This is a genomic window from Mycobacterium sp. 852002-51971_SCH5477799-a, from assembly GCF_001667145.1.
Lineage (GTDB): Bacteria > Actinomycetota > Actinomycetes > Mycobacteriales > Mycobacteriaceae > Mycobacterium.
Window position 1 is genome coordinate 15,872 of sequence record NZ_LZIF01000038.1, and the last position, 25,174, is coordinate 41,045.

Sequence of the window (25,174 nt, forward strand, 5' to 3'; positions counted from 1 at the left end):
CCAGCCAACATGAGCGCGTTATTCACCACCGCAATGACGCTGCGGGAGGTCGGTTCAGGCGTCTTCGAAGGTGAGCTCGACAAGCGCTGGACCATCGGTCCCAAGGTGCACGGCGGCGCGATGCTGGCGCTCTGCGCCAACGCGGCCCGTACTGCCTGGGGCAGTCAGTCCGACGGGCTCGAACCGGTCCAGCAGCCGGTCGCCGTGTCGGCGAGCTTCCTGTGGGCGCCCGACCCCGGTCCAGTGCAGCTGGTGACGTCGCTTCGCAAGCGGGGCCGCCGGATCAGCGTCGTCGACGTCGAGCTCAACCAGGGCGACCGCACGGCGGTGCACGCCGTTGTGAATCTCGGCGAGCCGGAGCACTGGCATCGGGACGGCTCGGAAGGGGTAGCCAGGCCGCTGCTCTCGGCCAACCCGGTGGCCGACCTGATGGCGCCCGAGCCGCCCGACGACATCGAGCCGATCGGCCCGGGGCATCCGTTGGCCGGCCTCGTGCACCTGGGGGAGGGCTGCGACGTGCGGCCGGTGTTGTCGACGATGGCGCCCCGCAGTGACGGGCGCCCGCCGGTGATCCAGATGTGGGCGCGCCCCCGCGGTGTGGCCCCGGACGCGCTGTTCGCGCTCATGTGCGGCGATCTGTCGGCGCCGGTGACTTTCGCGGTCGACCGCACCGGCTGGGCGCCCACAATCCAGCTGACGGCGTTTCTGCGCGGCCTGCCGGCCGATGGTTGGCTGCGCATCATCGCGACCTGCACCGAGATCGGCCAGGACTGGTTCGACGAGGACCACACCGTCGTCGACAGCCTGGGCCGCCTGGTGGTGCAGGCCCGCCAGTTGGCATTGGTCCCTGCCGCTCGCTAGCGCGCGGTGTCTGCGATGCTGTCCGGCATGGCAAGAATCGCGATCATCGGTGGCGGCAGCATCGGGGAGGCACTGCTGTCGGGTCTGCTGCGGGCGGGCCGGCAGGTCAAAGACCTGGTGGTGGTCGAGCGGGTTCCCGAGCGCGCCAAGTACCTGGCCGACACCTATTCCGTGCGGATCAGCTCGGTAGCCGACGCCGTGGAGAACGCCTCATTCATCGTGGTCGCGGTCAAGCCCGCCGATGTCGAGCCGGTGATCGCGCAGATCGCCCGCGCGGTCGGGGCCGCCGAGGGCGATACCGCCGAGCAGGTCTTCGTCACGGTCGCGGCCGGCATCACCATCACCTACTTCGAGTCGAAGCTTCCAGCAGGGACGCCGGTGGTACGGGCGATGCCGAACGCGGCGGCCCTGGTCGGCGCCGGGGTCACGGCGCTGGCCAAGGGGAGGTTCGTCACCGCGGCGCAGCTCGAAGGCGTCTCGGCCCTGTTCGACTCGGTCGGGGGCGTCCTGAGCGTTCCGGAAGGCCAGATGGACGCCGTCACCGCGCTGTCGGGCTCCGGGCCGGCGTATTTCTTCTTGCTGGTCGAAGCCCTGATCGATGCCGGCGTCGCCGCGGGCTTGAGCCGCGAGGTGGCCACCGACCTGACCGCGCAGACCATGGCCGGCTCGGCCGCCATGCTGCTCGAGGGCATGGACGCCGATCGCCAGGGCGACGCCGAGGCGCCGGGGCTGCGGGCGGATGCCACGGCGACGCAGCTGAGGGCCACGGTGACCTCGCCCGGCGGTACCACCGCGGCGGGCCTGCGTGAGCTGGAACGAGGGGGCCTGCGAGCGGCCGTCGACGCGGCCGTTCAGGCCGCCAAAACGCGCTCTGAGCAGCTAAGAATTACATCAGAGTAATCCAAGTTTTTTGAATTGATTGTCCCCCACCAGTACCAGTAACCCCATTAGTCCCGCTATTCTCCTCTTGTAAGCACGTGTGGGTGCCAGCGGAGGGGAAGCCGCTGGCATGCGCGTGCCTGACACGATTGGGTTGCGATGACGTCTAGTAACGGGCCATCAGCGCGAGATGCTGCAGGTAAGCCACGGGACGCCAGTTCCGTCGACAGCCAGCAGGGCAGGACGCAGTTTCTCACCGTCGCCGAGGTGGCGGCGTTGATGCGGGTCTCAAAAATGACGGTGTACCGGTTGGTGCATAACGGCGAGCTGCCCGCGGTCCGGGTGGGCCGGTCCTTCCGGGTGCACGCCAAGGCCGTCCACGACATGCTGGAGACGTCCTACTTCGACGCCGGCTGACCTGAAACGGCGCCGCTTGCGGGCGGCGGCCAGGCTCCGCCGTTGCGTGGCGTCGGGCCGATGCCGGTTTGGTGTTCGGTGCGCTCCGCCGGGTAAAGTGTCCGGGTCCAATCTTTGAAGCAGGTCACGGTCAGATAGCGGAGTTCATGGGTTCAGTAATCAAGAAGCGGCGCAAGCGTATGTCGAAGAAGAAGCACCGCAAGCTGCTGCGTCGCACCCGGGTGCAGCGCAGAAAACTCGGTAAGTAACCCCGCTCGCGGCGTAGTGCCGCCGTCTCGCCCGGCCGCTAGGCTGTTCGAGTGGATCCGACGAATGGGGAGAACGCCGGGCCGGGCGACACCGCAGGCAGCACCGTGCATTACCCGAAGGTCGTGCTGGTCACCGGCGCATGCCGGTTCCTGGGTGGCTACCTGACGGCTCGCCTCGCGCAGAACCCGATGATCAACGCGGTCATCGCGGTGGATGCGATAGCCCCGAGCAAGGACATGCTGCGCCGGATGGGGCGCGCCGAGTTCGTCCGCGCCGACATCCGAAATCCCTTCATAGCCAAGGTGATTCGCAACGGCGACGTCGACACGGTGGTGCACGCGGCGGCCGCGTCGTACGCGCCGCGATCCGGCGGCACCGCGGCGCTCAAAGAGATCAACGTGATGGGCGCGATGCAGCTGTTCGCGGCCTGCCAAAAGGCGCCCTCGGTGCGTCGGGTCGTGCTCAAGTCGACGTCCGAGGTGTACGGCTCGAGCGCTCACGACCCGGTGATGTTCACCGAGGACAGCACCAGCCGCCGCCCCTTTCGCGACGGTTTCGCCAAAGACAGCCTGGACATCGAGGCTTATGCGCGCGGCTTGGGACGGCGCCGGCCCGATATCGCCGTGACGATTTTGCGGCTGGCCAACATGATCGGCCCGGCGATGGACACCACGCTATCGCGTTATCTAGCTGGGCCTTTGGTGCCGACGATGTTTGGCCGCGACGCGCGCCTGCAATTGCTGCACGAGCAGGACGCACTCGGTGCGCTGGAGCGCGCGGCGATGGCCGGCAAGGCGGGGACTTTCAACATCGGCGCCGAAGGCATCATCATGCTGTCGCAGGCGATCCGGCGGGCCGGGCGGATTCCGTTGCCAGTACCGAGTTTCGGTGTGTGGGCGCTGGATTCGCTACGCCGTGCCAACCGCTACAACGAGATCAGTCGTGATCAGTTCGATTATTTGAGTTACGGCCGCGTCATGGACACCAGCCGGATGCGCTCGGAGCTCGGCTACCAGCCGAAATGGTCGACGGCGGAGGCGTTTGACGATTACGTGCGCGGCCGCAGCTTAACTCCCATTATCGACCCACTTCGGGTACGCTCCTTGGAAGAACGCGCGATAGCCCTGGCTCAGCGCTGGGGTAGCCGAAATCCAATTCCGTGGGGTGGGGTCAGGTAGGTATCGTGGCGGGCGAAAACAGAGCGAATGTCATTCCACTGCACACAAATCGGGGCCGGGTAGCAGCGCGCCGGCGAGCCGATCAACAGGTGGAGTCCGCTCGTCAGCATCCCTCCATGCTTTCCGATCCGAACGGTCGGGCATCTGCGGAGCAAATTGCCGCGGTGGTCCGCGAAATCGACGAGCACCGCCGTCCCGCGGGGACATCGTCGGCCGACGCGCCGCTGAATGACTTGGCGCAGCGCGTCGCCTCGGTCGCCGGATTCCTTCGCCAACGGATCACCGGCGATTACAGTGTCGATGAGTTCGGCTTCGACCCGCACTTCAACAGCGCGATCGTTCGGCCATTGCTGCGGCTGTTCTTTCGATCCTGGTTCCGGGTCGAGGTGAGCGGGATCGAGAACCTGCCGGCCGACGGCGCCGCGCTGGTGGTCGCCAACCACGCCGGGGTGTTGCCGTTCGACGGGCTGATGCTGTCGGTCGCGGTACACGACGAGCATCCCGCGCAGCGGGACATGCGGCTGCTCGCCGCCGACATGGTGTTCGATCTGCCGGTGGTGGGGGAGGCGGCCCGCAAGGCCGGCCACACGATGGCCTGCGCGACGGACGCGCACCGGTTGCTCGCCGCCGGCGAGCTCACCGCCGTGTTCCCGGAGGGCTACAAGGGACTGGGCAAGCGCTTCGAGGACCGTTACCGGCTGCAGCGGTTCGGCCGCGGTGGATTCGTGACGGCGGCGCTGCGGACGAAGGCGCCGATCATTCCCTGCTCGATCATCGGGTCCGAGGAGATCTACCCGATGCTGACCGACGTCAAGCTGCTGGCGCGGCTGTTCGGCTTGCCGTATTTTCCGGTGACACCGCTGTTTCCGCTGGCCGGCCCCGTGGGCCTGGTGCCGCTGCCGTCGAAGTGGCATATCGCGTTCGGTGAGCCGATCCACACCGACGACTACTCAGCCTCCGACGCCGAGGACCCGATGGTCACCTTCGAGCTGACCGACCAGGTGCGCGAGACCATCCAGCAGACGCTGTACCGGCTGCTGGCCGGCCGCCGCAACATCTTCTTCGGCTGAGCCGCGCAAAAGGAAACGCCACCGCGGAAATCCGCCGATGGCGTTGACCTTTCGGGGACCGACTACTTGACCATCGTGAACTGGCAGACGTTGGTGTAGCCGTCGCGGAACAGGTCCGAGCAGCCCCGCAAGTACTTCAAGTAGATGTCGTAGGTCTCCTGCCCCTTCAGGGCGATCGCCTCCTCCTTGTGCGCCTCGAGGGCATCTCCCCAGGCGGTCAAGGTCGGAACGTAGTTCTTCCCGATGAAGTGGTGCCGCTCGATCTTGAAGCCCGCGTCCGTTGAGTACTTGTCGACCAGGTTGACCTGGGGCAACTTCCCGCCCGGGTAGATCTCCTTCAAGATGAAACTGATGAACCGCAGCAGGGTCATGTTCACCTGCAAGCCCATCGCCTTGCCCTCTTCGGCGGTGGGCACGACGATGCTGTGCAGCAGCATCCGGCCGTCGTCGGGCAGCAGGTCGTAGTACTTCTTGAAGAAGGTGGCGTAACGCTCGTACCCGGCGTCGCCCGCCCCGTCGGCGAAGTGCTCGAACGCGCCCAGCGACACGATGCGGTCGATCGGTACGTCGCCCGGGAATTCCTCCCAGCCCTGGATCCGCACCTCCTTGCGGCGGGGGCTGTCCATTTTGTCGAACTCCGCCACGCAGTGGGCGTACTGGTTCTCGCTGAGCGTCAGGCCGATGACGTTGACGTCGTACTCTTCTACCGCGTGCCGCATCGTCGAGCCCCAGCCGCTGCCGATGTCCAGCAGCGTCATGCCGGGCTCCAGGTTCAGCTTGTCCAGGGCGAGCTTGCGTTTGGCGTACTGCGCCTCTTCCAGCGTCTTGGTCAGATTCTGCGGATCCGGGTTCTCGTCGAAGTAGCCGCAGCTGTAGGTCATCGACGGATCGAGCCAGAGCTTGAAGAACTCGTTCGACTTGTCGTAGTGCGACCGGACTTTCTCGACCGGCGGCTTCAGTTGCGTGCTTCCCGTGTCCCCTTGTGCGGACATTTACAACGCCCCTAACTTTCCTGCGGATATGGATGCAACTGCTGCGGCGGTTGCTGCAACGTCGGCTTCGTTTGTAGATTCGCCCAACATCGTGACGACACTGGTGACAATCGGGTTCCCATCGACGTCGGTCACTTCGCTGCGGATCTCCGCAAGCACCGTGCCGTGGGACTCGATCACCGAGTCCAGATACGTGTCGAAGTACAGCCTATCGTGCGCCAGGATCGGCCGGTGAAACTTGAACTTCTGGTCGCGGTGGATCACCCGGGCGATGTTGATCGGGATGCTGAACTTGGTGAAGATCTCCAGCTGAACACGGCGCCCCGCGATTGCGAGGAACGTCAGCGGCGCCACCATGTCGGTGTACCCGGCCTTTTCGGATTCACTCTCGTCGAAGTGCGCCGGGTGGTCGTCTTTGATCGCGGCCGCGAACTCACGGATCTTCTCGCGCCCGACCTCGAAGTAATCCGGTGCGCGGTAATGGCTGCCGATGAGCCCTTCGGCTTCCTTGGGGGTCGTCATGGCGCTATGCCCTCCGCTCGATTATGTCTGCGCGGCGCAGCCTATCAGCGCGATTGCCGTCGGGAGGCCAGCGCGGCCAGCGCACCACCGGCCGCGCCCAGCGCCAACGCCGACGGCACCCCGATCCTGGCCGCCTTGCGGGCGGTGCGGAAATCGCGGATTTCCCAGCCGCGCTCCCTGGCCAGGGCGCGCAGACGGGCGTCGGGATTGATGGCGACCGCGGTGCCCACCAGCGACAGCATCGGGACGTCGTTGAAGCTGTCCGAGTAGGCCGTGCAGCGTTTGAGGTTGAGGCCCTCGCGAATTGCCAGCGACCGCACGGCGTGCGCCTTGCCGGTCCCGTGCAGGATGTCGCCGACCAGCCTGCCGGTGAAGACGCCGTCGACGGATTCCGCGACCGTGCCCAAGGCACCGGTCAGGCCCAACCGTTTCGCGATGGTCGCGGCGAGTTCGTACGGCGTCGCGGTGATCAGCCACACCTGCTGGCCGGCGTCCAGGTGCATCTGCGTGAGCTCGCGGGTGCCGGGCCAGATCTTGTCGGCGATGATCTCGTCGTAGATCTCCTCGCCCAGCGCGATGAGCTCTTCGACCGATCGGCCCTCGATGAAGGCGAGTGCCTTGCGCCGGCCGGCGGCGACATCGTTGCTGTTTTCTGTCCCGAGGATCTGAAACTTGGCCTGGGCGTAGATGAATCCGACGACGTCGCGGTAGGTGAAGTAATTGCGCGTGGCCAGCCCGCGGCCGAAGTGCACCGCCGAGGAGCCCTGCACGAGCGTGTTGTCCACGTCGAAGAAGGCGGCGGCGGTTAGGTCGATCGGGGGCTGGGGACGGTCGTCGGAGGCGGCGGCTTCCTGCATGCCCTCGATTGCGCGGGCGGCGCTGGCGTCCGCGGCCAGCGACTCCGGGTCAACGCGACCGGTGTGGTCCGCGTTGGCCGGGTCAGAGGAAGTCATCGTCAAACCTCCTAGATCGCTGTGATGCCTGGCGACCCAGCGGGTGCCCCGATCCCCAACCCTATCGGGCAGATGGCGTGGCGGCGCTGACGTGTCCTGGGGCATCGTTATGAGGCTCGCAGCACTTACCCTTGCCAGCGCGCAACCTGCGAGGTGATGCTGTCCGGCATATCTTCGACTAAGGCCGCACTCAGGTCGTCGAACGATAACCCGAGCACTTGCATATTGATATCTTCCCCCGGTAAGGCGAAACCGTAAAAACTGACGTCGTCTTGCAGAACGAATTTATTCAAGTGTTTTTCCGCGAACTCTCGATCAAGCCCCGGACTTCCGTGTAATACGAATTCGACAACATCCTGCTCGGGTGGCGCGACTTGTATGCGGGGATCGAGCCCGCGGGCCTCCCATATGGTAGTCAGTGTTTCTAAGCCCAGCCGATATCGGAGGGAATTTCCAACCTGCAAAACGATGTATTTGCCGGCGTCTCCAAAATGTGAGAACACGGCTTGAATATCTTCGGAGCGCTCTGCGGCTCTCTCATGCAGTAACGATTGAACCACGCAGAAATAATTATCCTGCGTAGGTCCGATGATCCACGCGCCCCAGTAGCCAGATTCGGCCCACGCCGGCCATTTTTTAACTTTCTCCGAATAGTCTGAGCGGAAGTACAGTCGGCCATCTTCCCAGTCAGGTTCGTCGTAGGGTCCGCCGCTCCCGGCTAGGTTGGCGAGGGTACGCCACCGGTTGTAATTCACAATCACCTCGGCCTCTATGTCGCCGGCACTTGGGCGATCATCGTTCATATCGTCGAGCCTTCCGTGACTTGGTATGCCGCTATTCTAGGGCGAGATAACCGTTTTTAAGCAGAAAGTCGATCATCACAAATTGGCGCTTAGCATTGACTACTACCCACTGAGTTCCGCCGCCGGGCCAGCCGAATGCTTCGCCGACTTTTCCATACCGGACTTCCCAGCCTTCGGGTAATTCCTTGCCAGTGCCGTGAAATATATTGTAGTCGCCGGATGAGCCAGGAGCGAGGCTGCGTTGCGGATAACTGTCACCGACCGCACCCATAAATTCGCCCCGGGTGTCGCTGATCTCCCCAATCCTGTTCAGCCTAGTCTCCGTTGGAATTCTGCGGGACGTTTCCCACTTTCCATCCGCGAAACCATCGTGTTCTGGCCAATGCCAAGTCTTTTTAACCGGGTCCCAATATTTGTTCAAGATGTCCTGGGCGCTCATTCCTTCGTAAGGGCTATGCGCCGCTGATTCGGCAAGTTCGCGAGGGCATCCGTGCTCTAGAAGGTCCTTGACGAGTTGCTCGGGGGATTCGGCAAGCGCCAGCTGCGCTTGGTGCCAGGGCTGTAGATCCGATGGGGCGGGGATTTCTGGCGGATGTCCGTCGGCGGGTTCATCGGGACGCGCGCCGTCGTGTGGCGGGTGCGATCCGGGCGGACGATCGCCGTCGTCAGGCGGGTGATGATCGCCAGGCTGATGTGGTCCGTTGCCATCGCTCGGGGGATGGCCGTCGTCTGGCGGATGATGTGGCCCATCGCCGTCACCAGGCTGGTGTGGCCCATCGCCACCGCCGGGCGGATGGGGAGCGCCCGGCTCCCCGCCATGAGGCGCATCACCTAGACCGGAAGGTATTTCGGTTGGCGCTCCGCCACCCACTGGGACTGACGGCGCTGCTGGAACGTGCGCCGCCGCCGCGGGTGTCGGCACGGACGGACGACCGGCGTGGGGAGCCGGCGCGACCGGGGGTTCACCGGCGGACGCCGGCGCGTGGGCGGGAACGGGTTCAGGTGGCTTCGAATGGGGTAGCGGTGTGTCCCCTGGGGGCACGGGCACCGGAGGTTTGCCCCCGGGCTCGGGCGGCGTCGCGGCCGGCTTGGGCGGCTCCGCTGCCGGTGGCTTCTCGAGGGGTGGTGGCTTGGATTCGGTGGGGCTGTGCGGCAGCGGACCGTCGGCGGGCCCCGGCGCCGGCTTGCCCGAGGGTCCTGGCTTGCCCGCCGGTGCCGGCGCCGGCTGGCCCGCTTCCGGCGGCTTGGGCGCGGCCGCGGCCGGTTCCGCCGGAGGCTTAACCGTGGGAAGTTTGAGCTCAGGCGGCTTTTTCAAGCCTTTCAGCGCATCGGCTGCGGTGTGTCCTACTTTGCCCAGCTTGGAGAGGGGCCCACCGGGCAAAGCGAGAGTCCCCACATCGAAGATTGATTTTCCGAGTGCTTCGGCGGGATTGCTGCTCCATTCGTCCCAGTGCGTGATGTCCTTACCCAGCGCTTTCCACGACTCGGCGACTCCGGGCCCTCCGTCGGGCCCCAAGCCGACGAGCGTCCCAGCCCCGGCGACCATGCCAGTCATGGTTTCGCCGTAACCCTTCGGGTCGAGCAGTGCGTGGAATTGGCTGATGTCGTACAGGCCTTTGAGGAAATCCCAGCCCTCGACGCCAACGCCTTTGAAGGTCTGGCCCACCTGATTGAGTGCCCTGCCCACCGGGGTCCCGTGCAAGAAGTGGTCCCACTCTTTGTCCGCCCAGTGGGCCATATCCTTTGTGGCGGTGGCGGCTTCGGAAATGGTGGCCTTGATCTGGTCGCCGAGTTTTTCGGCTTCCTGGGAAAAGTTGTCGACCACCGTTTTGATGTCGTCGGCGATTTTTTTGATCTCGTCTTCGTCTTCGTCGGTCAGCAGATCCCATACCTCTTTGATCCCGGTCAGCGGATCGCAGATGCGGGACAACAGATCCAGGATGGCCGCGTGCACCTTCTCGATCTTGGCCGCGTAGCTGGTGAGCTGCGCCGCGATCGTTTGGCATTGTCGCGCAACGCTGGTGGTCGCACCGGACGCATCAGCCAGCGCTTTGTTGATGGCCGCGGCCTCGGGAATCTGCTGTCCGGCGATGGCGGCCATCGTGGCACCGCCTGCCGCGATCTCGCTCGTCATGAAGTTGACGCCCGCGGTCGTCCACGCCGCCGCGGCGGCGCGCAGCTTCGCCGAATCGCCTGTGGGCCAGATCATTCCGATATACGGGGCGACCCAGCTCCAGCCCGCCGGGGGGCTGCTACCGGCACCGACGGCCGACGGCGGATGAGACGCCGCGGTCAGCGGCGCCGTCACCGGCGGAGTCGGCAGACCCCCCGCGCGGCCCGTGACATCCGACATCGCCTCGGCGAGCGCGTAGTTGTGGGCCGACATCCGCACGCCGTCGCCGATGCTGCACAGCCCATTGCGGGTGCTGGTCATCGCCTCGATCACCTTGGCCGCTGCCTCGTTGTAAGCGCGGCCCAGCGCCGCACCCACCGGATCGTCACCGGCCATGCCGGCACTGCCGGCCAGCGCCGTGGTCAAGGCTGAGATCACCGATCCCAGCGAAACGCCGGTCGCCAGTACCGTGGCGCCGGAGCGGTCTAGGGCAGTCGGATCACACGCCAGCGGCGCCATCGGGTCACGACCACATGCCGAGATTCGTCGACATCGCGCCCGTGTAGTTGCCGTGCGCGGTCGTGGCCACCTTCCCCAGTTGCGCCAGTGCCTCGCGCATCATCGCCTCGCCGCGAACCCAGTGCTGATGCGCCTCGGCATGCGCCGCGGCGGCATCACCCGTCCACGACGCGTGCAAACGCCTTACGCGCGAATCGATTTCGGCGATCATGTCTTCGGCATAGCGTTGGAACGCCGCCATCCGCCGCACCGCCTCGGCCAGTGCCTGCGGATCCACCCGAAACGCCTCAGCCACCGCGCACCGCCCGCTCCGCCTCGGCGGACCCGGCCTCGTTGGCCTGATACGCCCCGCCGGCCTGGCCCACCAGCTGTGCCAGCATCGACAACCCGACCTCTACCTCGCGCGCGCCCCGGTGCCACAGCTCCCACGCGGATCCATAGGCGGTGCCGGCCACACCCTGCCAACCGCCCAGCATCTGGCCCACCTGGTCGTCGAGCTGGGACAACTGGGCCGAAAGTTGCTCGGCCGCACCGCCGAGCGAGGCGGCGGCGCCCTGCATCACCACAGGATCAACCCGCAACGTCTCGTCGGCCATCGTCGGAACATAACGACTGGTAGACGGGCCCCACAAGTCACCGATGCCAGACTGGTGCCCATGACCGAGGAGACCGGCCGGCCGCAGGTGGAACTGTTGACCCGCGACGGCTGCACCATCTGCGAGCGCGTGCATGCCCGGCTTTCCGAGCTGGCCGGTGAGTTGGGCTTCGCGTTGTCGATGACCGACGTCGATGCCGCCGCCGCGGCGGGCAACACCGCCCTGCGGGCCGAATTCGGCGACCGGCTCCCGGTGATCCTGCTCGACGGCCGCGAACACAGCTACTGGGAGATCGACGAGCCGCGGCTGCGGGCCGACCTCGCCCGCTGACCGGCCAGCTGCCGCCCGGCTGCACGGCGCCGGACAATTATTTGGTAGCCCAGCTGATAAACGTTTACCGTGGACAGCAGTTCAGTTACTGGAGGAAGCAAGGGAGCTGGCCAGGTGATGCTGCCGTGAGCGTCTTGCTCTTCGGGGTTTCGCACCGCAGTGCGCCGGTCTCCGTCTTGGAACAACTCAGCATCGACGAGTCCGATCAGGGCAAGATCGTCGACCGGGTGCTGCAGTCGCCACTGGTGACCGAGGCGATGGTGCTGTCGACATGCAACCGGGTCGAGGTCTACGCGGTGGTGGACGCGTTCCACGGCGGGTTGGCGGTGATCGGGCAGGTGCTGTCGGAGCAGTCGGGCATGTCGATGGCCGACCTCACCAAGTACGCGTACGTCCGATACAGCGAGGCCGCCGTCGAGCACCTGTTCGCGGTCGCCAGCGGCCTGGATTCGGCGGTGGTCGGCGAGCAGCAGGTGCTCGGCCAGGTCCGTCGCGCCTACGCCAGCGCCGAGACCAACCGCACCGTCGGACGGATTCTGCACGAGCTGGCCCAGCGAGCGTTGTCGGTGGGCAAGCGGGTGCATTCCGAAACCGCGATCGACGCCGCCGGCGCCTCGGTGGTGTCCGTCGCACTCAACATGGCCGAACGTCGCCTGGGCGGACTCGCGGGCAAGACCGCGGTGCTGGTCGGCGCCGGAGCGATGGGCGCGCTGGCCGCGGGACACCTCGCTCGCGCCGGCATCGGGCATGTGCGCGTGGTCAACCGGTCGTTGTCCCGGGGCCAGCGCCTGGTCCGCAAGATCCGCGACGCCGGTGTGCAGGCAGACGCGGTCGGCTTGGAGCGCCTGCCCGATACCTTGGCCGGTGCCGACGTCGTCGTCAGCTGTACCGGGGCGGTGACGCCGGTAATATCGCTGGCCGACGTGCATCACGCGCTGGCCGCCGCGCACCGCGACGAAGAGACGCGCCCCCTGGTGATCTGCGACCTGGGCATGCCGCGCGACGTCGACCCGGCGGTGGCCGGACTACCCGGCGTCTGGGTCGTCGATGTGGACCGCGTGCAGCATGAGCCCTCGGCCCACGCCGCGGCCGCGGACGTCGACGCGGCTCGCACCATCGTCGCCACCGAAGTTGCGGCTTATCTGGCCGGGCAGCGGATGGCCGAAGTGACACCGACGGTCACGGCGCTGCGCCAGCGCGCGGCCGACGTGGTCGAGGCGGAACTGCTGCGCCTCGACAACCGGCTGCCGGGGCTCGAGAGCGCCCAGCGCGAAGAGGTGGCGCGCACCGTGCGACGGGTGGTGGACAAGCTGCTTCACGCACCGACCGTGCGGATCAAACAGCTCGCCAGCGCGCCCGGCGGGGACAGCTACGCCGAGGCGCTGCGCGAACTCTTCGAACTCGACCAGACCGCCGTCGATGCCGTGGCCGCGAGCGAATTGCCGGTCATTGCAAACGGATTCGACGCGGGCAACCCGCAGCAAACCGCCGAGTAGGCGATTGGCGAACGTGATCCGGATAGGCACCCGGGGCAGCCTGTTGGCCACCACCCAGGCCGGGGTCGTCAGAGACGCTTTGATCGCGCTGGGACACCCGGCGGAGCTGATCACTGTCAGCACGGCCGGCGACCGCTCGTCGGCGCCGATCGAGTCCCTCGGGGTCGGCGCCTTCACCACCGCACTGCGCGAGGCCATGGAAGAGGGCCGTGTCGACGCCGCGGTGCACTCTCACAAGGACCTGCCGACCGCCGACGACCCAAGATTTGCTGTGGCAGCCATACCGGTGCGCAACGACCCGCGCGACGCGGTGGTGGCGCGGGATGGTCTCGTGCTCGCGGAGTTGCCGGCCGGTTCGCTGGTGGGTACCTCGTCGCCGCGGCGGGCCGCGCAGCTTAGAGCATTGGGTCTCGGTTTGGAAATCCGCCCCCTACGAGGCAACCTAGATACCAGGTTGAACAGGGTAAGCAGTGGTGATCTCGACGCGATCGTGGTAGCCCGGGCGGGACTCGCCCGGATCGGTCGCCTCGACGATGTCACCGAGACGCTAGAGGCGGTGCAGATGTTGCCAGCACCGGCTCAGGGCGCGCTCGCCGTCGAATGCCGCGCCGGTGATAGCCGGTTGGCGGCAGTGCTGGCGGAACTGGACGACGCCGACACGCGCGCGTCGGTCACCGCGGAGCGAGCCCTGCTGGCCGAACTGGAGGCCGGTTGTTCCGCACCGGTGGGCGCGATCGCCGAAGTGGTCGAGTCCATCGATGAGGAGGGCCGGATCTTCGAAGAGCTGTCGCTGCGCGGTTGCGTGGCGGCGCTGGACGGGTCCGACGTGATCCGCGCGTCCGGTATCGGCAGCCCCGATCGGGCACGAGAGCTTGGGCTTTCGGTGGCCGCGGAGCTGTTCGAGCTGGGCGCCCGAGAGCTGATGAGCGAAGCGCGGCAAGACCCGGCGCGAGGAAATTAAATGCGAATTACGTGGGAGCGACAATGACGACGCGAGGGCGTAAGCCGACACCCGGCCGCATCACGTACGTGGGCTCAGGCCCCGGCGATCCGGGGTTGCTGACGACCCGGGCCGCCACGGTGCTGGCGAACGCCGCTTTGGTGTTCACCGATCCTGACGTGCCTGAGCCGGTGCTGGCCTTGATCGGCAAAGACCTGCCACCGGTTTCCGGCCCCGCCCCGGCCGAGGCGGCCGCCCCGACCGGCGACAGCGGTGCCGTGCAGGTCAAGGCGCAGCCAGCGGTGATATCGGGCGGTCCCGATATCCGCCCGGCGCTGGGTGACCCCGCCGAAGTGGCCAAGACGCTGACCTCCGAGGCGAAGACGGGCGTCGACGTGGTGCGGCTGGTGGCCGGCGACCCGCTGACGGTCGACGCGGTCATCACCGAGGTCAATGCCGTCGCGCGCAGCCACCTACACATCGAGATCGTGCCGGGGCTGGCCCCCAGCGATGCCGTCCCGACGTATGCGGGGTTGCCGCTGGGCTCCTCGCACACGGTCGCCGACGTGCGCGACCCGCATGTGGATTGGGAGGCCTTGGCCGCGGCGCCCGGTCCGCTGATTCTTCAGGCCACGTCCTCGCATCTGGCCGACGCCGCACGCACCCTGATCGAGCACGAGCTGGCCGAGAGCACCCCGTGCGTCGTGACGGCGCACGGCACCACCTGTCAGCAGCGTTCCATCGAAACCACACTGCACGGCTTGACCGACTCGGCGGTGCTGGGCGGTACGGACCCCGCCGGTCCGCTGACCGGCCCGCTGGTGGTGACCATCGGCAAGACGGTGGCAAGCCGGGCGAAGCTGAATTGGTGGGAGAGCCGTGCGCTGTACGGGTGGTCCGTGTTGGTGCCGCGCACCAAGGATCAGGCCGGTGAGATGAGCGAGCGCCTGACCTCCTACGGCGCGCTGCCGATCGAGGTTCCGACCATTGCGGTCGAGCCGCCGCGCAGCCCGGCCCAGATGGAAAGGGCCGTCAAGGGATTGGTCGACGGGCGGTTCCAGTGGGTGGTGTTCACCTCCACCAACGCGGTCCGTGCGGTCTGGGAGAAGTTCGGCGAGTTCGGTTTGGACGCGCGCGCGTTCTCCGGGGTGAAGATCGCTTGTGTGGGCGAGTCGACCGCCGACCGGGTCCGGGCGTTTGGAATCAGCCCCGAACTGGTGCCGGCCGGCGAACAGTCCTCGTTGGGTCTGCTCGACGACTTCCCGCCCTACGACAGCATTTTCGACCCCGTCAACCGGGTCCTGCTGCCGCGGGCCGACATCGCCACCGAGACGCTGGCCGAGGGGTTGCGCGAACGGGGCTGGGAGATCGAGGATGTCACCGCCTACCGGACGGTGCGGGCCGCCCCACCGCCGGCGGAAACCCGGGAGATGATCAAGACCGGTGGATTCGACGCGGTGTGCTTCACGTCCAGCTCGACGGTGCGAAACCTGGTCGGCATCGCCGGCAAGCCGCACGCACGGACGATCATCGCCTGCATCGGTCCCAAGACCGCTGAGACCGCAGCCGAATTCGGTCTGCGGGTGGATGTCCAGCCCGAGACCGCCGCGGTCGGTCCGCTGGTGGATGCGCTGGCCGAACACGCCGCACGGTTGCGCGCCGAGGGCGCGCTGCCACCGCCGCGCAAAAAGAGCCGCAGGCGCTAGTGGCGATCGCAAGCGCGGCGGAGCCGGGCGCTGCGGGTCGCCACCATGACGCAGTGGCGATCGCAAGCGCGGCGCAGCGGGTCGCCACTCAACGAGCATGAGTGCCTACCCGCGCCAGCGCCCGCGTCGGCTTCGCAGCACCCCGGCATTGCGTCGTCTGGTGGCGCAAACATCATTGGAGCCAAGGCATTTGGTGCTGCCGATGTTCGTCGCCGACGGCATCGACGAACCGCGGCCCATCAGTTCCATGCCGGGAGTGGTGCAGCACACCCGTGATTCGTTGCGCAGAGCGGCCGCAAGCGCCGTCGCCGCCGGGGTGGGCGGGCTGATGCTGTTCGGCGTGCCCCGTGACGACGACAAGGATTCGGTCGGGTCGGTTGGGACCGACCCCGATGGCATCCTCAATGTCGCCCTGCGGGACTTGGCCAAGGACCTCGGCGAGGCCACCGTCTTGATGGCCGACACCTGCCTGGACGAGTTCACCGACCACGGTCACTGCGGCGTCCTTGACGACCGGGGCCGGGTCGACAACGACGCAACCGTGGCCCGGTACGTGAAACTCGCTGTGGCCCAAGCTGAATCGGGAGCAGATGTGGTGGGGCCGAGCGGCATGATGGACGGGCAGGTGGGTGCGATTCGCGACGGATTGGACGCCGCGGGCTTCACCGACGTCGCGATTCTGGCCTACGCCGCCAAGTTCGCCTCGGTGTTCTACGGCCCGTTTCGTGAGGCGGTCAGTTCCAGCCTCTCCGGTGATCGGCGCACCTATCAGCAGGAGGCGGGCAACGCCCGGGAGGCGCTGCGCGAGATCGCGCTCGATCTTGACGAGGGCGCCGACATCGTGATGATCAAGCCGGCGATGAGTTATCTCGACGTGGTCGCGGCCGCGGCAAGCGTTTCGCCCGTTCCGGTCGCCGCCTATCAAGTGTCGGGGGAGTACGCGATGATTTGCGCTGCGGCCGCGAACAATTGGATCGACGAGCGCGCCGCGGCGCTGGAGTCGCTGACCAGCATCAGGCGCGCTGGAGCCGATATCGTTCTCACCTATTGGGCCGCGGATGCGGCAGGGTGGCTATCGTGATACGAGGCTTGCGATGACTACCGACAGCGACGCCGCACCCAAGCCGTTGTTCTACGAACCCGGCGCCAGCTGGTGGTGGTTGGCGTGCGGCCCGGCCGCTGCGGTGGCCATGGTCCTGATCGAAATCTGGAGCGGTGCCCCGGTGTCGCTGGTGGTGCCCGCGATCTTCTTAGTGCTCGTGTCGACGTTTTTGGGGATACAGGTGAAGGCCGCGCGGATCCACGTCTCGGTCGAGCTCACCGAAGACGCCCTGCGCCAGGGCGCCGAAACGATCCTCGTCCGCGAAATCATCAAGGTGTATCCCGAGCCCGACAACCACGAAGCCTCCGAGACAGACGTGGCGAGGTGGCAGTCGGCCCGTGCGCTCGGCGAGCTCGTCGGAGTGCCGCGCGGACGCGTCGGCATCGGTCTCAAACTCACCAACCAGCGCACGGCTCAGGCCTGGGCGCGTCGTCATCGTCAGCTGCGTGCGGCGCTGACCCCGCTGGTCCAGGAGCGGGTTGAGCCCACCCGGTCGATCGACGGCGACCGGGACGACGACGCCGGGACGGCCCAATGAGCCCCCGCAACCGCGCGATCCTCGAGCTCGGCCTGGCCTGTGTCGCGCTCATCTGCTCGGCACTGAGCTGGCTGCACTCGCATCACACGGTGACCGTGGCACCCATCGCGAACGGGCAACCTTCCACGACGTCGCTGACTTACGACCCGCAGCTGCTCCTGCTGACGCTGGTGCTGTTGACGAGCGCCGGGGTGCTGGCGGTCGTCGGGTATGCCAGGCTGCGGCGCGCGCGCTCGCGACCTACAGCGGCTTCCTGACCAGCGGCAGCGCCATCCGGCGGCGCAGGGCGATGGCGTCCGCGCGATCCTGCAACGCCTCGTGAACCGAGCGCATGATTGGAAAGTTTGCGTCGTGGCCCGTGTCGTCTAGCACCTGGGTCACCGCTGAGCTGGCGACCAGGATCCAATCCACCCCCGCGGCGCGACAATCGGCGTCGAACGCGTACAGCAACGAGATTCCGGTCTCAGCAAATCCGCTGACGTCGGCCACGTCGAGCACCACGGGGTTTTCTCCGAGCGTGAAACGCGCAATGTGATGGCTGATCCGGTCGACATTCACATCGTTTATCTCGCCGCGAATGTGCACGACCGTCGCGAGGTGACGATGGTGCGCCCGGACCTGCGCGCCCCCGCAGTCAAACACGCAGTTGTCGTGGCCAGTCTGGCTGCCTGCGATAGTCATGCAGACCCCTCACTCTCCGTGGCGCTCGCGCCGTCTTCGGCGGGGCTCGAATGCTCGCCAAAGGACGCTTCCGACGCTAGGCGCCAAGCATAAGGAGACCAGAAGCCGTGTCTAACGCTTTGCTAAGAAACAATTACAGTTCGGGGAAAATACCGCGCTGAGCAAACGCTCAAAGGGATGTCGGGCAAGGGGAATACCCCCGAACCCCGTGTGCCACACCACGACCGTCCCCGCATGTCGGTGATTGCGCTGCTAGGCTGCCAAGGCTGCCGGTTGCTGTTCGGGGCTTCGATTGGCGAGATTTCCCACTCAGTGGTGTAGCAGTGCGAAACAGCAGAATTCGACGGGAAGAGCAGCGTGCGGGGCGGAGAGATCAGGGGCGAGATCACGGCCCTGACGGGACTCCGTATTGTCGCCGCGGTGTGGGTGGTGCTGTTCCACTTCCGCCCGATGCTCGGCGATGTGTCAACCGATTTCCGCGACGCCCTCGCGCCGGTGCTGAATTGCGGCGCCCAGGGCGTCGACCTCTTCTTCATCCTCAGCGGGTTCGTGCTGACGTACAACTACCTCGACCGCATGGGGCGGTCCTGGTCGACCCGCGCGACCCTGCATTTCCTGTGGCTGCGACTGGCCCGGGTGTGGCCGGTGTATTTGGTCACTCTGCACATCGCCGCGCTGTGGGTGATCTTCACCCTGCATGTCGGGCATGTGCCGTCGCCGGATGCCGCACAGCTCACCGCGATCAGCTACGTGCGCCAAATCCTGTTGGTGCAGCTGTGGTTCGTCCCGTTCTTCGATGACTCCAGTTGGGACGGGCCGGCCTGGTCGATCAGCGCCGAATGGCTGGCCTATGTGCTGTTCGCCGTCTTGGTGCTGGTCTTGTTGCGGATGAAACAGGCGACCAGGGCGCGCAGCCTGATGGTCCTCGCATTCGCGGCATCGCTGCCGCCGGTGTTGATGTTGCTCGCCAGCGGCCACTTCTACACACCGTGGAGTTGGCTACCGCGAATCGTCACGCAGTTCACGGCGGGAGCGTTGGCCTGTGCCGCGGTACGCAGGCTTCGGCTGAGCGATCGCGGTCGCCGCGCCGCCGGATATGTTTCCCTGCTTCTCCTGGCCGCCGTGGTGGGTGTGCTGTATTGGTTTGGCGCGCACCCGATATCGGGAGTGGTGGAGAACGACAGTGGCGGCGTCGTCGACGTGCTGTTCGTTCCGCTGGTGATTTCGCTGGCCATCGGAATCGGCAGCCTGCCGAGGATCCTGTCCGCCCGGGTGATGGTGTACGGCGGCAAGATCTCGTTCTGCCTGTACATGGTGCATGAGCTGGTGCACACCGCGTGGGGCTGGGCCGTCGAGCAATTCGAGCTCAACACCCTGGACAACCCGTGGAAATGGAACGTCATCGGCCTGCTGGCTATTGCCCTGGTCGCCTCGGCGCTGCTGTATCACGGCGTCGAAGAGCCCGCCCGCCGTTGGATGCGCAAGATGGTCGATGTCAGAGCCGTGAACGCGGCAAGCGAACCCGGCGAGGCGGGCAGTAAGCTGCATCCGATCGACCGTCCGCTGGAAGCGGTTTCGGCCCGCGCGGTGTGACGGCCGCCTCAGCGGCCCTGCGCGATTCCCGGGGAATACTTGATCAGTACGCGGCGGCACCCGACGATGCCGTTGACAGTGGAGGTGAGAGTGAGTCGTCTGGCCACCTTTCTCATTGGGTTGAGTTTTCTGGCGGGCGTGGGCATCGCAGATCCGGCGCAGGTGCGCACCTACGAGACATTAACGCTCGACTTCCGGCTGAATCATGTCGCGGTGGTGGGGGATTCGTATACGACGGGAACCAGTGAGGGTGGGGTGGGGTCGAGATCGTGGCCGTCGCGCGCCTGGCAGGTGCTCGGTTCGCGGGGTTCGCGAATCTCAGGCAGTGTGGCGGCCGAGGGCAGGGCCGGTTATGCCACGCCGGGCGACCACGGCGGTGTTTTCGAGGATCTGACCGCCAGGGCGGTCCAGCCCGACGACGCTCTGGTGGTGTTCTTCGGCTCCCGCAACGATCAGGGTGTCGATCCCGCGACGCTGACGGTAAAGACCAACGCCGCTTTGGCTCTGGCGCGCCGGATGGCGCCGGCGGCGCGGCTGCTGGTGATCGGACCGCCGTGGCCGACGGCCGATGTGCCGCCGTCGATGTTTTTGATTCGCGACATCCTCGGCGGCGCGGCCGGGGCGGCGGGGGCGACGTTCATCGACCCGATCGCCGAACACTGGTTCGTCGGGCGGCCTGACCTGATCGGTGCCGACGGGGTGCATCCGAATGACGCGGGCCATCAGTACATGGCGGACAAGATCGCGCCCCTGATTCGTTCGCAGCTGTCGACCTGACTCAGGACGGGTGGCCGAGCCGAAGCCGGGACGGCACAGCGAGTTTGGCGTGGATTTAGGGGCTCAGTCGTCCGCGTGCCGCTCGTAGTCCCAGCGCTCCAAGCGGTCTTGGACGTGGAGGAACCCGATTCCGGCGAAGGGCGCGGCTACTGCGACGCAGACCAGCAATAGCGGTGACATAACCCTAAAACCTCCAAAAGTCCTTCACTGATCTGACGTTGGTCAGCCACGAGAAGTTCATTCTTTACTCAGCCGTTCGCCAGGGCGCGGTCGGCGAGCGCACCCATCAGCGGCGCCACCAATTGCGCGTATTCGGTTGTCACATGGTTGTCGTCGCGGAACACCAGGGTGTTGCCGACGATGATCGGGCAGCGGTCGGGGGTACAGAACATGTCGGTCAGGTCGGCGTAGTGGCCGCCGCTGTGCACCGTCGCCGCCTGCTCAGCGGCGATCCCGTCGCGGTCCACGGCGTCGGGTTTCGTTGGCGTACAGGCGTTTACGTCGTCGAGGTGGGCGGACAGGCAGGTCGGTGCGGACGAATGCGGGTCGGGAGCGGGTCCCAACACGAGGACGGTCGCGCCGGTGCCGCGCAACTGCGCCACGGTGCGTCCCACGGTGTCGATCCATGCCGGGTCATACGAGGTGAAGCCGAAGTCTCCGCCGTAGCGTCGGCTCATGTCCAGCACGATCAGGCTTGGGCGTTCGGCGTTCATCCGACCCATGATCTGCGCGCGCCACTGTTCGCATTCGGTGTATTCGCGGCCCAGATACGGGCTCACGATGTGCAGGTCTTGTAGCGGGCAGGTCACCTTGGCCAGCGTCTCCAGTCGCCAGTGCCGCTGCTCGGCGAGTCGCTCGAAGGCCGGGTTCCACATGGCGGCGTGCGAGTCACCGATCAGCGCGACGGTCGTCGGCGAGGCGGTGTCGCCGGTCGCGCACTCGCTCTGGCCGACGTCGCGCCAGGAGCGCACGCAGCCGTTGACGAAAACGGCGGCCTTGTCGGCGGGCGCCTTGGCCAGCGGCGGGTCCAGGTTCGACGGGACGGCTCGCAGACCGACGGCCGCCGCGAGTGCCTCGTGGGCTTGATCGAACGCCTGACGGACCGCCGCTTCCTCGGGACTGGCGGCCCGGACGCTGGTCGGCGACGACGCGGTGATGTTGGCGCGTGGAGCCGCCACCCCGTGGCCCACCGGCGCGGGAATGAGGTTGAGCAGCAGCATGCATGCGCACGCCGTGGCGGCGCTGGCGCCGCCGGCCACGACCAGGCTGACTTTCACCGACCGGCGCAGCGCCGCGGCGAAGCGGCCCGGGTTCTCCACCAGATGCAACGTGATGACGGCGAGCCCCGCGGCGACGGCCGTCGCGCTCAGCCTGGCCGGTAGGCCCGCCGGTTCCCCGAGCAGCGCGGGCATCAGCAGCAGCACCGGCCAGTGCCACAGGTACCACGAGTACGAGATCCGGCCGATCGCGCGCATCGCCGGGCGACACAGCAGGCGACCGGGCCCCAGCCCGCCGGTGACGGCGCCGCCGCCGATGATGAGCGCGGTGCCCAGCACCGGCAGCAGCGCCTCGGTGCCGGGATAGGGGGTGTGGGAGTCGAGTTGGGTGCAGGTCAGCAAGATCAGCGCCAGACCGCCCCACCCGGCGATCGACGCGGTCCGCACCGACAGCCGGCGCCACTGCTGGAGCGACAGGGCCACCAGGCCACCGGCGGCCAGCTCCCAGGCACGGGTGGGTAGCGAGAAGAACGCCCACGACGGCGAGGTGCGGGTCCACAGCGCGCCGGCCGTCAGCGACGCCACAGCGATCACCGCAAGGACCACCGCGTACGGGGTCGCGCGGGTCGCGGACCCGCGTAGCGGCGGGATGCGCCGGGCCAACCAGGCGACGGCGATGATCAGCACCGGCCACACCAGGTAGAACTGCTCTTCCACGCCCAACGACCAGTAGTGCTGGAAGGGCGACGGTGCGTCGGAGGCCAGATAGTCGGTGCCCCGCACCGCGAACCGGTAGTTGCCGACGTACAGGGCGCTGGCGATGCCGTCGAGGAACACGCTGCGCGCCTGCAGCGGGGGCAGCACCGCGGCCGCGCCGATCGCGGTGATGGCGCCGACTATGGCCGCCGCCGGCAGCAGCCGCCGGGCGCGCGCTCCGTAAAACCGGCCCAGCGCAACGGTATTCGTGGTGCTGGCCTCGCGAAAGAGCAGCCCGGTGATCAGGAAGCCGGAGATGACGAAGAAGACGTCCACACCGATGTAGCCGCCGGTGATCCCCGGGATACCCGCGTGATAGAGCACGACCGCGACCACGGCGACGGTGCGCAGTCCCTCGATGTCGGGCCGAAATCCCCTGCGGGAAGTGCGCCGCGCAGCTGGGTGTGGGCTGCTGGCGACCGATTGCTCCCGAAGTGTCATCTGCGTGGGCTAGGTCGCCATCCAGGCGAGCTCACCGGGCAGCTGGCTGCGCCAGTAGGCGACGTCGTGTCCGCCGAGGGAGAAACTGCCCGCCGGCTGGGTCTTCAACTGATAGACGAATTGCTTTGTGGCGAAATAGAATCGGTCGAAGTTGCCGCAGTCCACGCGCAGCGGAATCGAATTCAGCGCGGGCAGGCCCAGCACGCTGTTCTGCACAAAGTCCTCGTTGCTGTCGAACGCCCCGGGCGCGCTCAGCGGGTACGAGGTGTACAACGCCGGGCTGATGGCACAAATGCCGGCGGTCCGTGCCGGACCCAGCTTGGCACCCAGGCGAAGCGCGCCGTACCCGCCCATCGACCACCCCATGAAACCGACCCGGGAGGTGTCGAAACCCATGGTGGACAGCATCGGCAGCAGCTCGTCGAGCACCATGGCCCCGGAGTCCTCGCCGGAAGTCCTTTTGTGCCAATAGGTGTTGCCACCGTCGACGCCGACGACCGCGAATGGCGGCTTGCCCTCCTTGGCCAGCTGGGCCAGCCCATCCGGGACGCCCATGTCGATCATCTGGTTGGCGTCGCCGTCCATCCCGTGCAGCGCGATCACCGGGCGCAGCGAGCCGGTCTGGCCCGGCGGCATGGCGATCACGTAGTTCGTCTTGATGCCTCCGCGGGCCGCCGACACGAACGAGCCGGTGAGCCGGGTCGGCAGGGACTTGCCCGCCGCCGACGGCTCGAACGGCGCGGGAGCCTGCGGCAGTGTCGCGGCGCGCGAAGCGGCCGGAGCCAGCAGCGAGCCGAAGGTGAGCACGCCGGCGGCTCCGAGGCTGGCACCGGCGCCCATCCGGAGCACCGCTCGGCGTGTGAGGTCAGGCATGATCGCAATGATGCCGCGCTCAGCGGGGATTACCCGCCGAGCCACGCCGTATTGGAAGCATTGTGTGATCTGGCGTGACCGTTCGGTCACGAAGCGGTGACCCTTTGCCCGCGGGCAGCGCCGGCGCCGAGTTGCACCCGTCGACCGGATCGTAGTCATGGTAGCGCCGATTTCCCCCGTCACCGCCGCTCACATCATTGCGATCGTGTTGCCTTCTCGGACAGCGGGAGACGCGGTCGCGCCGCTCGTCCAGCCCGCGCCCCGATATCGCTGTTCGCTGCGCGCGGCCTCCGGCCGCCGCGGTGCTGCCGGCACCGGGGCGGGAATGCAATCTCGCAGGTTTCAACCCTCGCCCGGTGCAGCCGAATTGAGAAGGATCGAGCCTTTAGTGCACACAAAGCGGAGCGGAAGAGGATGGTGAATTGAGTCTCGCGTTTCATTGGTTTCTGCCGACCTACGGCGATTCGCGGAATCTGGTCGCGGGCGGACATGGCACGGCGATGTCTGGTGACCGGCCGGCATCCCTGAAGTACCTGCACCAGATCTGCACGGCCGCCGAGGGCAACGGTTTCGAAGCCGTCCTCACGCCCACTGGACTGTGGTGTGAGGATGCGTGGCTGACGACGGCGATGCTGGTCGAATCTACCGAGACGCTGAAGTTTTTGGTCGCGTTCCGTCCCGGGCTGCTGAGTCCGACCCTGGCCGCCCAGATGGCCGGCACCTTCCAGCGGCATTCCGAGGGCCGACTGCTGCTCAACGTCGTCACCGGCGGCGAACCGCACGAGCAACGCGCCTACGGGGATTTCCTGGACAAGGAGGCACGGTACGCCCGCACCGCAGAGTTCTTGCATGTGGTGCGCCAACTGTGGACATCCAAGGAGCCGGTAACCTTTGCCGGAGAACACATTCAGGTGCAGGACGCGCAGCTGAACAACCCGCCCGACCCGATACCGGCGGTGTTCTTCGGCGGGTCCTCGGGCACCGCCGGACCGGTGGCGGCCAAGCACTCCGATGTGTATCTCACCTGGGGTGAGCCGCTGACTGCGGTGGCAAAGAAGCTCGACTGGGTTCGCGGGCTGGCCGTCGACGCCGGCCGGATCCTGCAGTACGGCTTGCGGATTCATGTCATCAGCCGTGATACTGCCGCGCAGGCGTGGGCCGAGGCCGACCGGCTGCTCGCCGCGATCGACCCGGCCGATGTCGAACGGGTGCAGGCCAGCCTGGCGCGCAGCGAATCCGAAGGCCAGCGTCGCATGCTGGACCTGCACGGCGGCGACAGCAGCAAATTGCTGGTCGACCCCAACCTGTGGGCCGGGGTGGGTCTAGTTCGCGGGGGAGCGGGCACCGCGCTGGTCGGGTCGCATGCCGAGGTCGCCGAGCGGCTGGCCGAATACGCCAAATTGGGCATCAGCCACTTCATCCTGTCGGGATATCCGCATCTGGAAGAGGCGTATTGGTTTGGTGAGGGGGTCCTGCCGCTGCTCGAACGGATGGGTTTGTGGCGGCACCCGAACCGTCAGTCGCACCCGGCGGCGGCGACGCCGTTCGCGGCCGCATCGGCGCACTGACGGC

Annotated in this window: 26 protein-coding genes; 16 read left to right on the top strand and 10 right to left on the bottom strand. The window is 66.9% G+C overall.

Translation table 11 applies throughout. The features are described from left to right. Positions 1-9: 9 nt before the first annotated feature. From A5753_RS03325 to A5753_RS03345, 6 genes are all read left to right on the top strand, one after another. Complete coding sequence (locus A5753_RS03325; protein ID WP_067123415.1) at positions 10-861, top strand: thioesterase family protein; 852 nt, start codon at positions 10-12, stop codon at positions 859-861. 27 nt (positions 862-888) lie between these two features. Beyond that, positions 889-1,761, top strand: a complete 873-nt coding sequence (proC, locus tag A5753_RS03330; protein ID WP_197694571.1) for a pyrroline-5-carboxylate reductase — start codon at positions 889-891, stop codon at positions 1,759-1,761. 138 nt (positions 1,762-1,899) lie between these two features. Then, positions 1,900-2,157 (top strand): cell division/environmental response transcriptional regulator, encoded by a 258-nt coding sequence (locus A5753_RS03335; protein WP_040629292.1) that lies wholly within the window; start codon positions 1,900-1,902, stop codon positions 2,155-2,157. Positions 2,158-2,303: 146 nt separating this feature from the next. After that, the gene (locus A5753_RS23575) at positions 2,304-2,405 is read left to right on the top strand and encodes a 30S ribosomal protein bS22 (RefSeq protein WP_003402602.1); all 102 of its coding nucleotides are present in this window, start codon (positions 2,304-2,306) and stop codon (positions 2,403-2,405) included. Between the two features lie 51 nt (positions 2,406-2,456). After that, the gene (locus A5753_RS03340) at positions 2,457-3,584 is read left to right on the top strand and encodes an SDR family oxidoreductase (protein ID WP_067123418.1); all 1,128 of its coding nucleotides are present in this window, start codon (positions 2,457-2,459) and stop codon (positions 3,582-3,584) included. Continuing rightward, a complete protein-coding gene (locus tag A5753_RS03345) occupies positions 3,566-4,654 on the top strand; it encodes a lysophospholipid acyltransferase family protein (protein ID WP_197694572.1) in 1,089 nt (362 codons plus the stop codon). Before A5753_RS03340 ends, A5753_RS03345 begins: the two co-directional genes overlap by 19 nt. Before the next feature lie 62 nt (positions 4,655-4,716). Here the strand turns inward: A5753_RS03345 and A5753_RS03350 are convergent, their stop codons facing one another. The 7 genes from A5753_RS03350 to A5753_RS03380 form a co-directional block, all read right to left on the bottom strand. Then, positions 4,717-5,646, bottom strand: a complete 930-nt coding sequence (locus tag A5753_RS03350) for a cyclopropane mycolic acid synthase family methyltransferase (protein ID WP_067123420.1) — start codon at positions 5,644-5,646, stop codon at positions 4,717-4,719. Continuing rightward, the gene (locus A5753_RS03355) at positions 5,647-6,168 is read right to left on the bottom strand and encodes a MaoC family dehydratase N-terminal domain-containing protein (RefSeq protein ID WP_067123421.1); all 522 of its coding nucleotides are present in this window, start codon (positions 6,166-6,168) and stop codon (positions 5,647-5,649) included. Between the two features lie 44 nt (positions 6,169-6,212). After that, complete coding sequence (locus A5753_RS03360; protein WP_067123423.1) at positions 6,213-7,121, bottom strand: HAD family phosphatase; 909 nt, start codon at positions 7,119-7,121, stop codon at positions 6,213-6,215. 125 nt (positions 7,122-7,246) lie between these two features. Beyond that, on the bottom strand, positions 7,247-7,924 hold the full coding sequence (locus A5753_RS24705; protein WP_231989981.1) for a hypothetical protein: 678 nt from the start codon (positions 7,922-7,924) through the stop codon (positions 7,247-7,249). A gap of 31 nt (positions 7,925-7,955) precedes the next feature. Next, complete coding sequence (locus A5753_RS03370; RefSeq protein WP_067123425.1) at positions 7,956-10,556, bottom strand: TNT domain-containing protein; 2,601 nt, start codon at positions 10,554-10,556, stop codon at positions 7,956-7,958. A gap of 4 nt (positions 10,557-10,560) precedes the next feature. Continuing rightward, on the bottom strand, positions 10,561-10,851 hold the full coding sequence (locus A5753_RS03375; protein ID WP_067123427.1) for a WXG100 family type VII secretion target: 291 nt from the start codon (positions 10,849-10,851) through the stop codon (positions 10,561-10,563). Beyond that, a complete protein-coding gene (locus A5753_RS03380) occupies positions 10,844-11,152 on the bottom strand; it encodes a WXG100 family type VII secretion target (RefSeq protein WP_067123429.1) in 309 nt (102 codons plus the stop codon). Before A5753_RS03380 ends, A5753_RS03375 begins: the two co-directional genes overlap by 8 nt. A gap of 60 nt (positions 11,153-11,212) precedes the next feature. Here A5753_RS03380 and A5753_RS03385 point away from each other — a divergent pair, with 60 nt between their 5' ends. From A5753_RS03385 to A5753_RS03415, 7 genes are all read left to right on the top strand, one after another. Then, a complete protein-coding gene (locus A5753_RS03385; protein WP_067123431.1) occupies positions 11,213-11,482 on the top strand; it encodes a glutaredoxin family protein in 270 nt (89 codons plus the stop codon). 125 nt (positions 11,483-11,607) lie between these two features. Further along, positions 11,608-12,978, top strand: a complete 1,371-nt coding sequence (locus tag A5753_RS03390) for a glutamyl-tRNA reductase (protein WP_067123433.1) — start codon at positions 11,608-11,610, stop codon at positions 12,976-12,978. Between the two features lie 13 nt (positions 12,979-12,991). Then, positions 12,992-13,939, top strand: coding sequence for a hydroxymethylbilane synthase (gene hemC, locus A5753_RS03395; protein ID WP_067123493.1), 948 nt, complete (start codon positions 12,992-12,994; stop codon positions 13,937-13,939). A gap of 23 nt (positions 13,940-13,962) precedes the next feature. Further along, positions 13,963-15,624, top strand: a complete 1,662-nt coding sequence (locus tag A5753_RS03400) for a bifunctional uroporphyrinogen-III C-methyltransferase/uroporphyrinogen-III synthase (protein ID WP_067123435.1) — start codon at positions 13,963-13,965, stop codon at positions 15,622-15,624. Positions 15,625-15,721: 97 nt separating this feature from the next. Beyond that, on the top strand, positions 15,722-16,705 hold the full coding sequence (hemB, locus tag A5753_RS03405) for a porphobilinogen synthase (RefSeq protein WP_082971153.1): 984 nt from the start codon (positions 15,722-15,724) through the stop codon (positions 16,703-16,705). A 13-nt stretch (positions 16,706-16,718) separates the two neighbouring features. Continuing rightward, positions 16,719-17,264, top strand: a complete 546-nt coding sequence (locus tag A5753_RS03410) for a DUF3093 domain-containing protein (RefSeq protein WP_067123437.1) — start codon at positions 16,719-16,721, stop codon at positions 17,262-17,264. Further along, the gene (locus tag A5753_RS03415) at positions 17,261-17,521 is read left to right on the top strand and encodes a hypothetical protein (RefSeq protein WP_067123439.1); all 261 of its coding nucleotides are present in this window, start codon (positions 17,261-17,263) and stop codon (positions 17,519-17,521) included. Before A5753_RS03410 ends, A5753_RS03415 begins: the two co-directional genes overlap by 4 nt. Here the strand turns inward: A5753_RS03415 and A5753_RS03420 are convergent. Next, complete coding sequence (locus A5753_RS03420; protein WP_067123441.1) at positions 17,505-17,945, bottom strand: STAS domain-containing protein; 441 nt, start codon at positions 17,943-17,945, stop codon at positions 17,505-17,507. The genes A5753_RS03415 and A5753_RS03420 overlap by 17 nt on opposite strands. A 357-nt stretch (positions 17,946-18,302) precedes the next feature. Here A5753_RS03420 and A5753_RS03425 point away from each other — a divergent pair, with 357 nt between their 5' ends. Both A5753_RS03425 and A5753_RS03430 read left to right on the top strand, forming a co-directional pair. Continuing rightward, the gene (locus tag A5753_RS03425) at positions 18,303-19,538 is read left to right on the top strand and encodes an acyltransferase (protein WP_067123443.1); all 1,236 of its coding nucleotides are present in this window, start codon (positions 18,303-18,305) and stop codon (positions 19,536-19,538) included. Positions 19,539-19,628: 90 nt separating this feature from the next. Then, entirely contained in the window at positions 19,629-20,315 is a 687-nt protein-coding gene (locus A5753_RS03430; RefSeq protein ID WP_067123445.1) for a GDSL lipase, read from the top strand. 248 nt (positions 20,316-20,563) lie between these two features. Here the strand turns inward: A5753_RS03430 and A5753_RS03435 are convergent, their stop codons facing one another. Then, on the bottom strand, positions 20,564-22,729 hold the full coding sequence (locus A5753_RS03435; protein WP_067123447.1) for an acyltransferase family protein: 2,166 nt from the start codon (positions 22,727-22,729) through the stop codon (positions 20,564-20,566). Positions 22,730-22,738: 9 nt separating this feature from the next. Continuing rightward, entirely contained in the window at positions 22,739-23,614 is an 876-nt protein-coding gene (locus A5753_RS03440; protein WP_231989983.1) for an esterase family protein, read from the bottom strand. Between the two features lie 410 nt (positions 23,615-24,024). Between A5753_RS03440 and A5753_RS03445 the strand changes: the two genes are divergently transcribed. Beyond that, complete coding sequence (locus A5753_RS03445) at positions 24,025-25,170, top strand: LLM class flavin-dependent oxidoreductase (RefSeq protein WP_067123451.1); 1,146 nt, start codon at positions 24,025-24,027, stop codon at positions 25,168-25,170. The last annotated feature ends 4 nt before the right edge of the window (positions 25,171-25,174 follow it).

Bases quoted from the DNA above. Each gene is read 5' to 3' on its own strand.
- A5753_RS03400 (WP_067123435.1), top strand. From the start codon at position 13,963: ATGACGACGCGAGGGCGTAAGCCGACACCCGGCCGCATCACGTACGTG.
- A5753_RS03385 (WP_067123431.1), top strand. From the start codon at position 11,213: ATGACCGAGGAGACCGGCCGGCCGCAGGTGGAACTGTTGACCCGCGAC.
- A5753_RS23575 (WP_003402602.1), top strand. From the start codon at position 2,304: ATGGGTTCAGTAATCAAGAAGCGGCGCAAGCGTATGTCGAAGAAGAAG.
- hemB (WP_082971153.1), top strand. From the start codon at position 15,722: ATGAGTGCCTACCCGCGCCAGCGCCCGCGTCGGCTTCGCAGCACCCCG.
- A5753_RS03360 (WP_067123423.1), bottom strand. From the start codon at position 7,121: ATGACTTCCTCTGACCCGGCCAACGCGGACCACACCGGTCGCGTTGAC.
- A5753_RS03410 (WP_067123437.1), top strand. From the start codon at position 16,719: ATGACTACCGACAGCGACGCCGCACCCAAGCCGTTGTTCTACGAACCC.
- A5753_RS03355 (WP_067123421.1), bottom strand. From the start codon at position 6,168: ATGACGACCCCCAAGGAAGCCGAAGGGCTCATCGGCAGCCATTACCGC.
- A5753_RS03415 (WP_067123439.1), top strand. From the start codon at position 17,261: ATGAGCCCCCGCAACCGCGCGATCCTCGAGCTCGGCCTGGCCTGTGTC.
- A5753_RS03335 (WP_040629292.1), top strand. From the start codon at position 1,900: ATGACGTCTAGTAACGGGCCATCAGCGCGAGATGCTGCAGGTAAGCCA.
- A5753_RS03325 (WP_067123415.1), top strand. From the start codon at position 10: ATGAGCGCGTTATTCACCACCGCAATGACGCTGCGGGAGGTCGGTTCA.
- A5753_RS03350 (WP_067123420.1), bottom strand. From the start codon at position 5,646: ATGTCCGCACAAGGGGACACGGGAAGCACGCAACTGAAGCCGCCGGTC.
- A5753_RS03435 (WP_067123447.1), bottom strand. From the start codon at position 22,729: ATGACACTTCGGGAGCAATCGGTCGCCAGCAGCCCACACCCAGCTGCG.
- A5753_RS03370 (WP_067123425.1), bottom strand. From the start codon at position 10,556: ATGGCGCCGCTGGCGTGTGATCCGACTGCCCTAGACCGCTCCGGCGCC.
- proC (WP_197694571.1), top strand. From the start codon at position 889: ATGGCAAGAATCGCGATCATCGGTGGCGGCAGCATCGGGGAGGCACTG.
- A5753_RS03420 (WP_067123441.1), bottom strand. From the start codon at position 17,945: ATGACTATCGCAGGCAGCCAGACTGGCCACGACAACTGCGTGTTTGAC.
- A5753_RS03380 (WP_067123429.1), bottom strand. From the start codon at position 11,152: ATGGCCGACGAGACGTTGCGGGTTGATCCTGTGGTGATGCAGGGCGCC.
- A5753_RS24705 (WP_231989981.1), bottom strand. From the start codon at position 7,924: ATGAACGATGATCGCCCAAGTGCCGGCGACATAGAGGCCGAGGTGATT.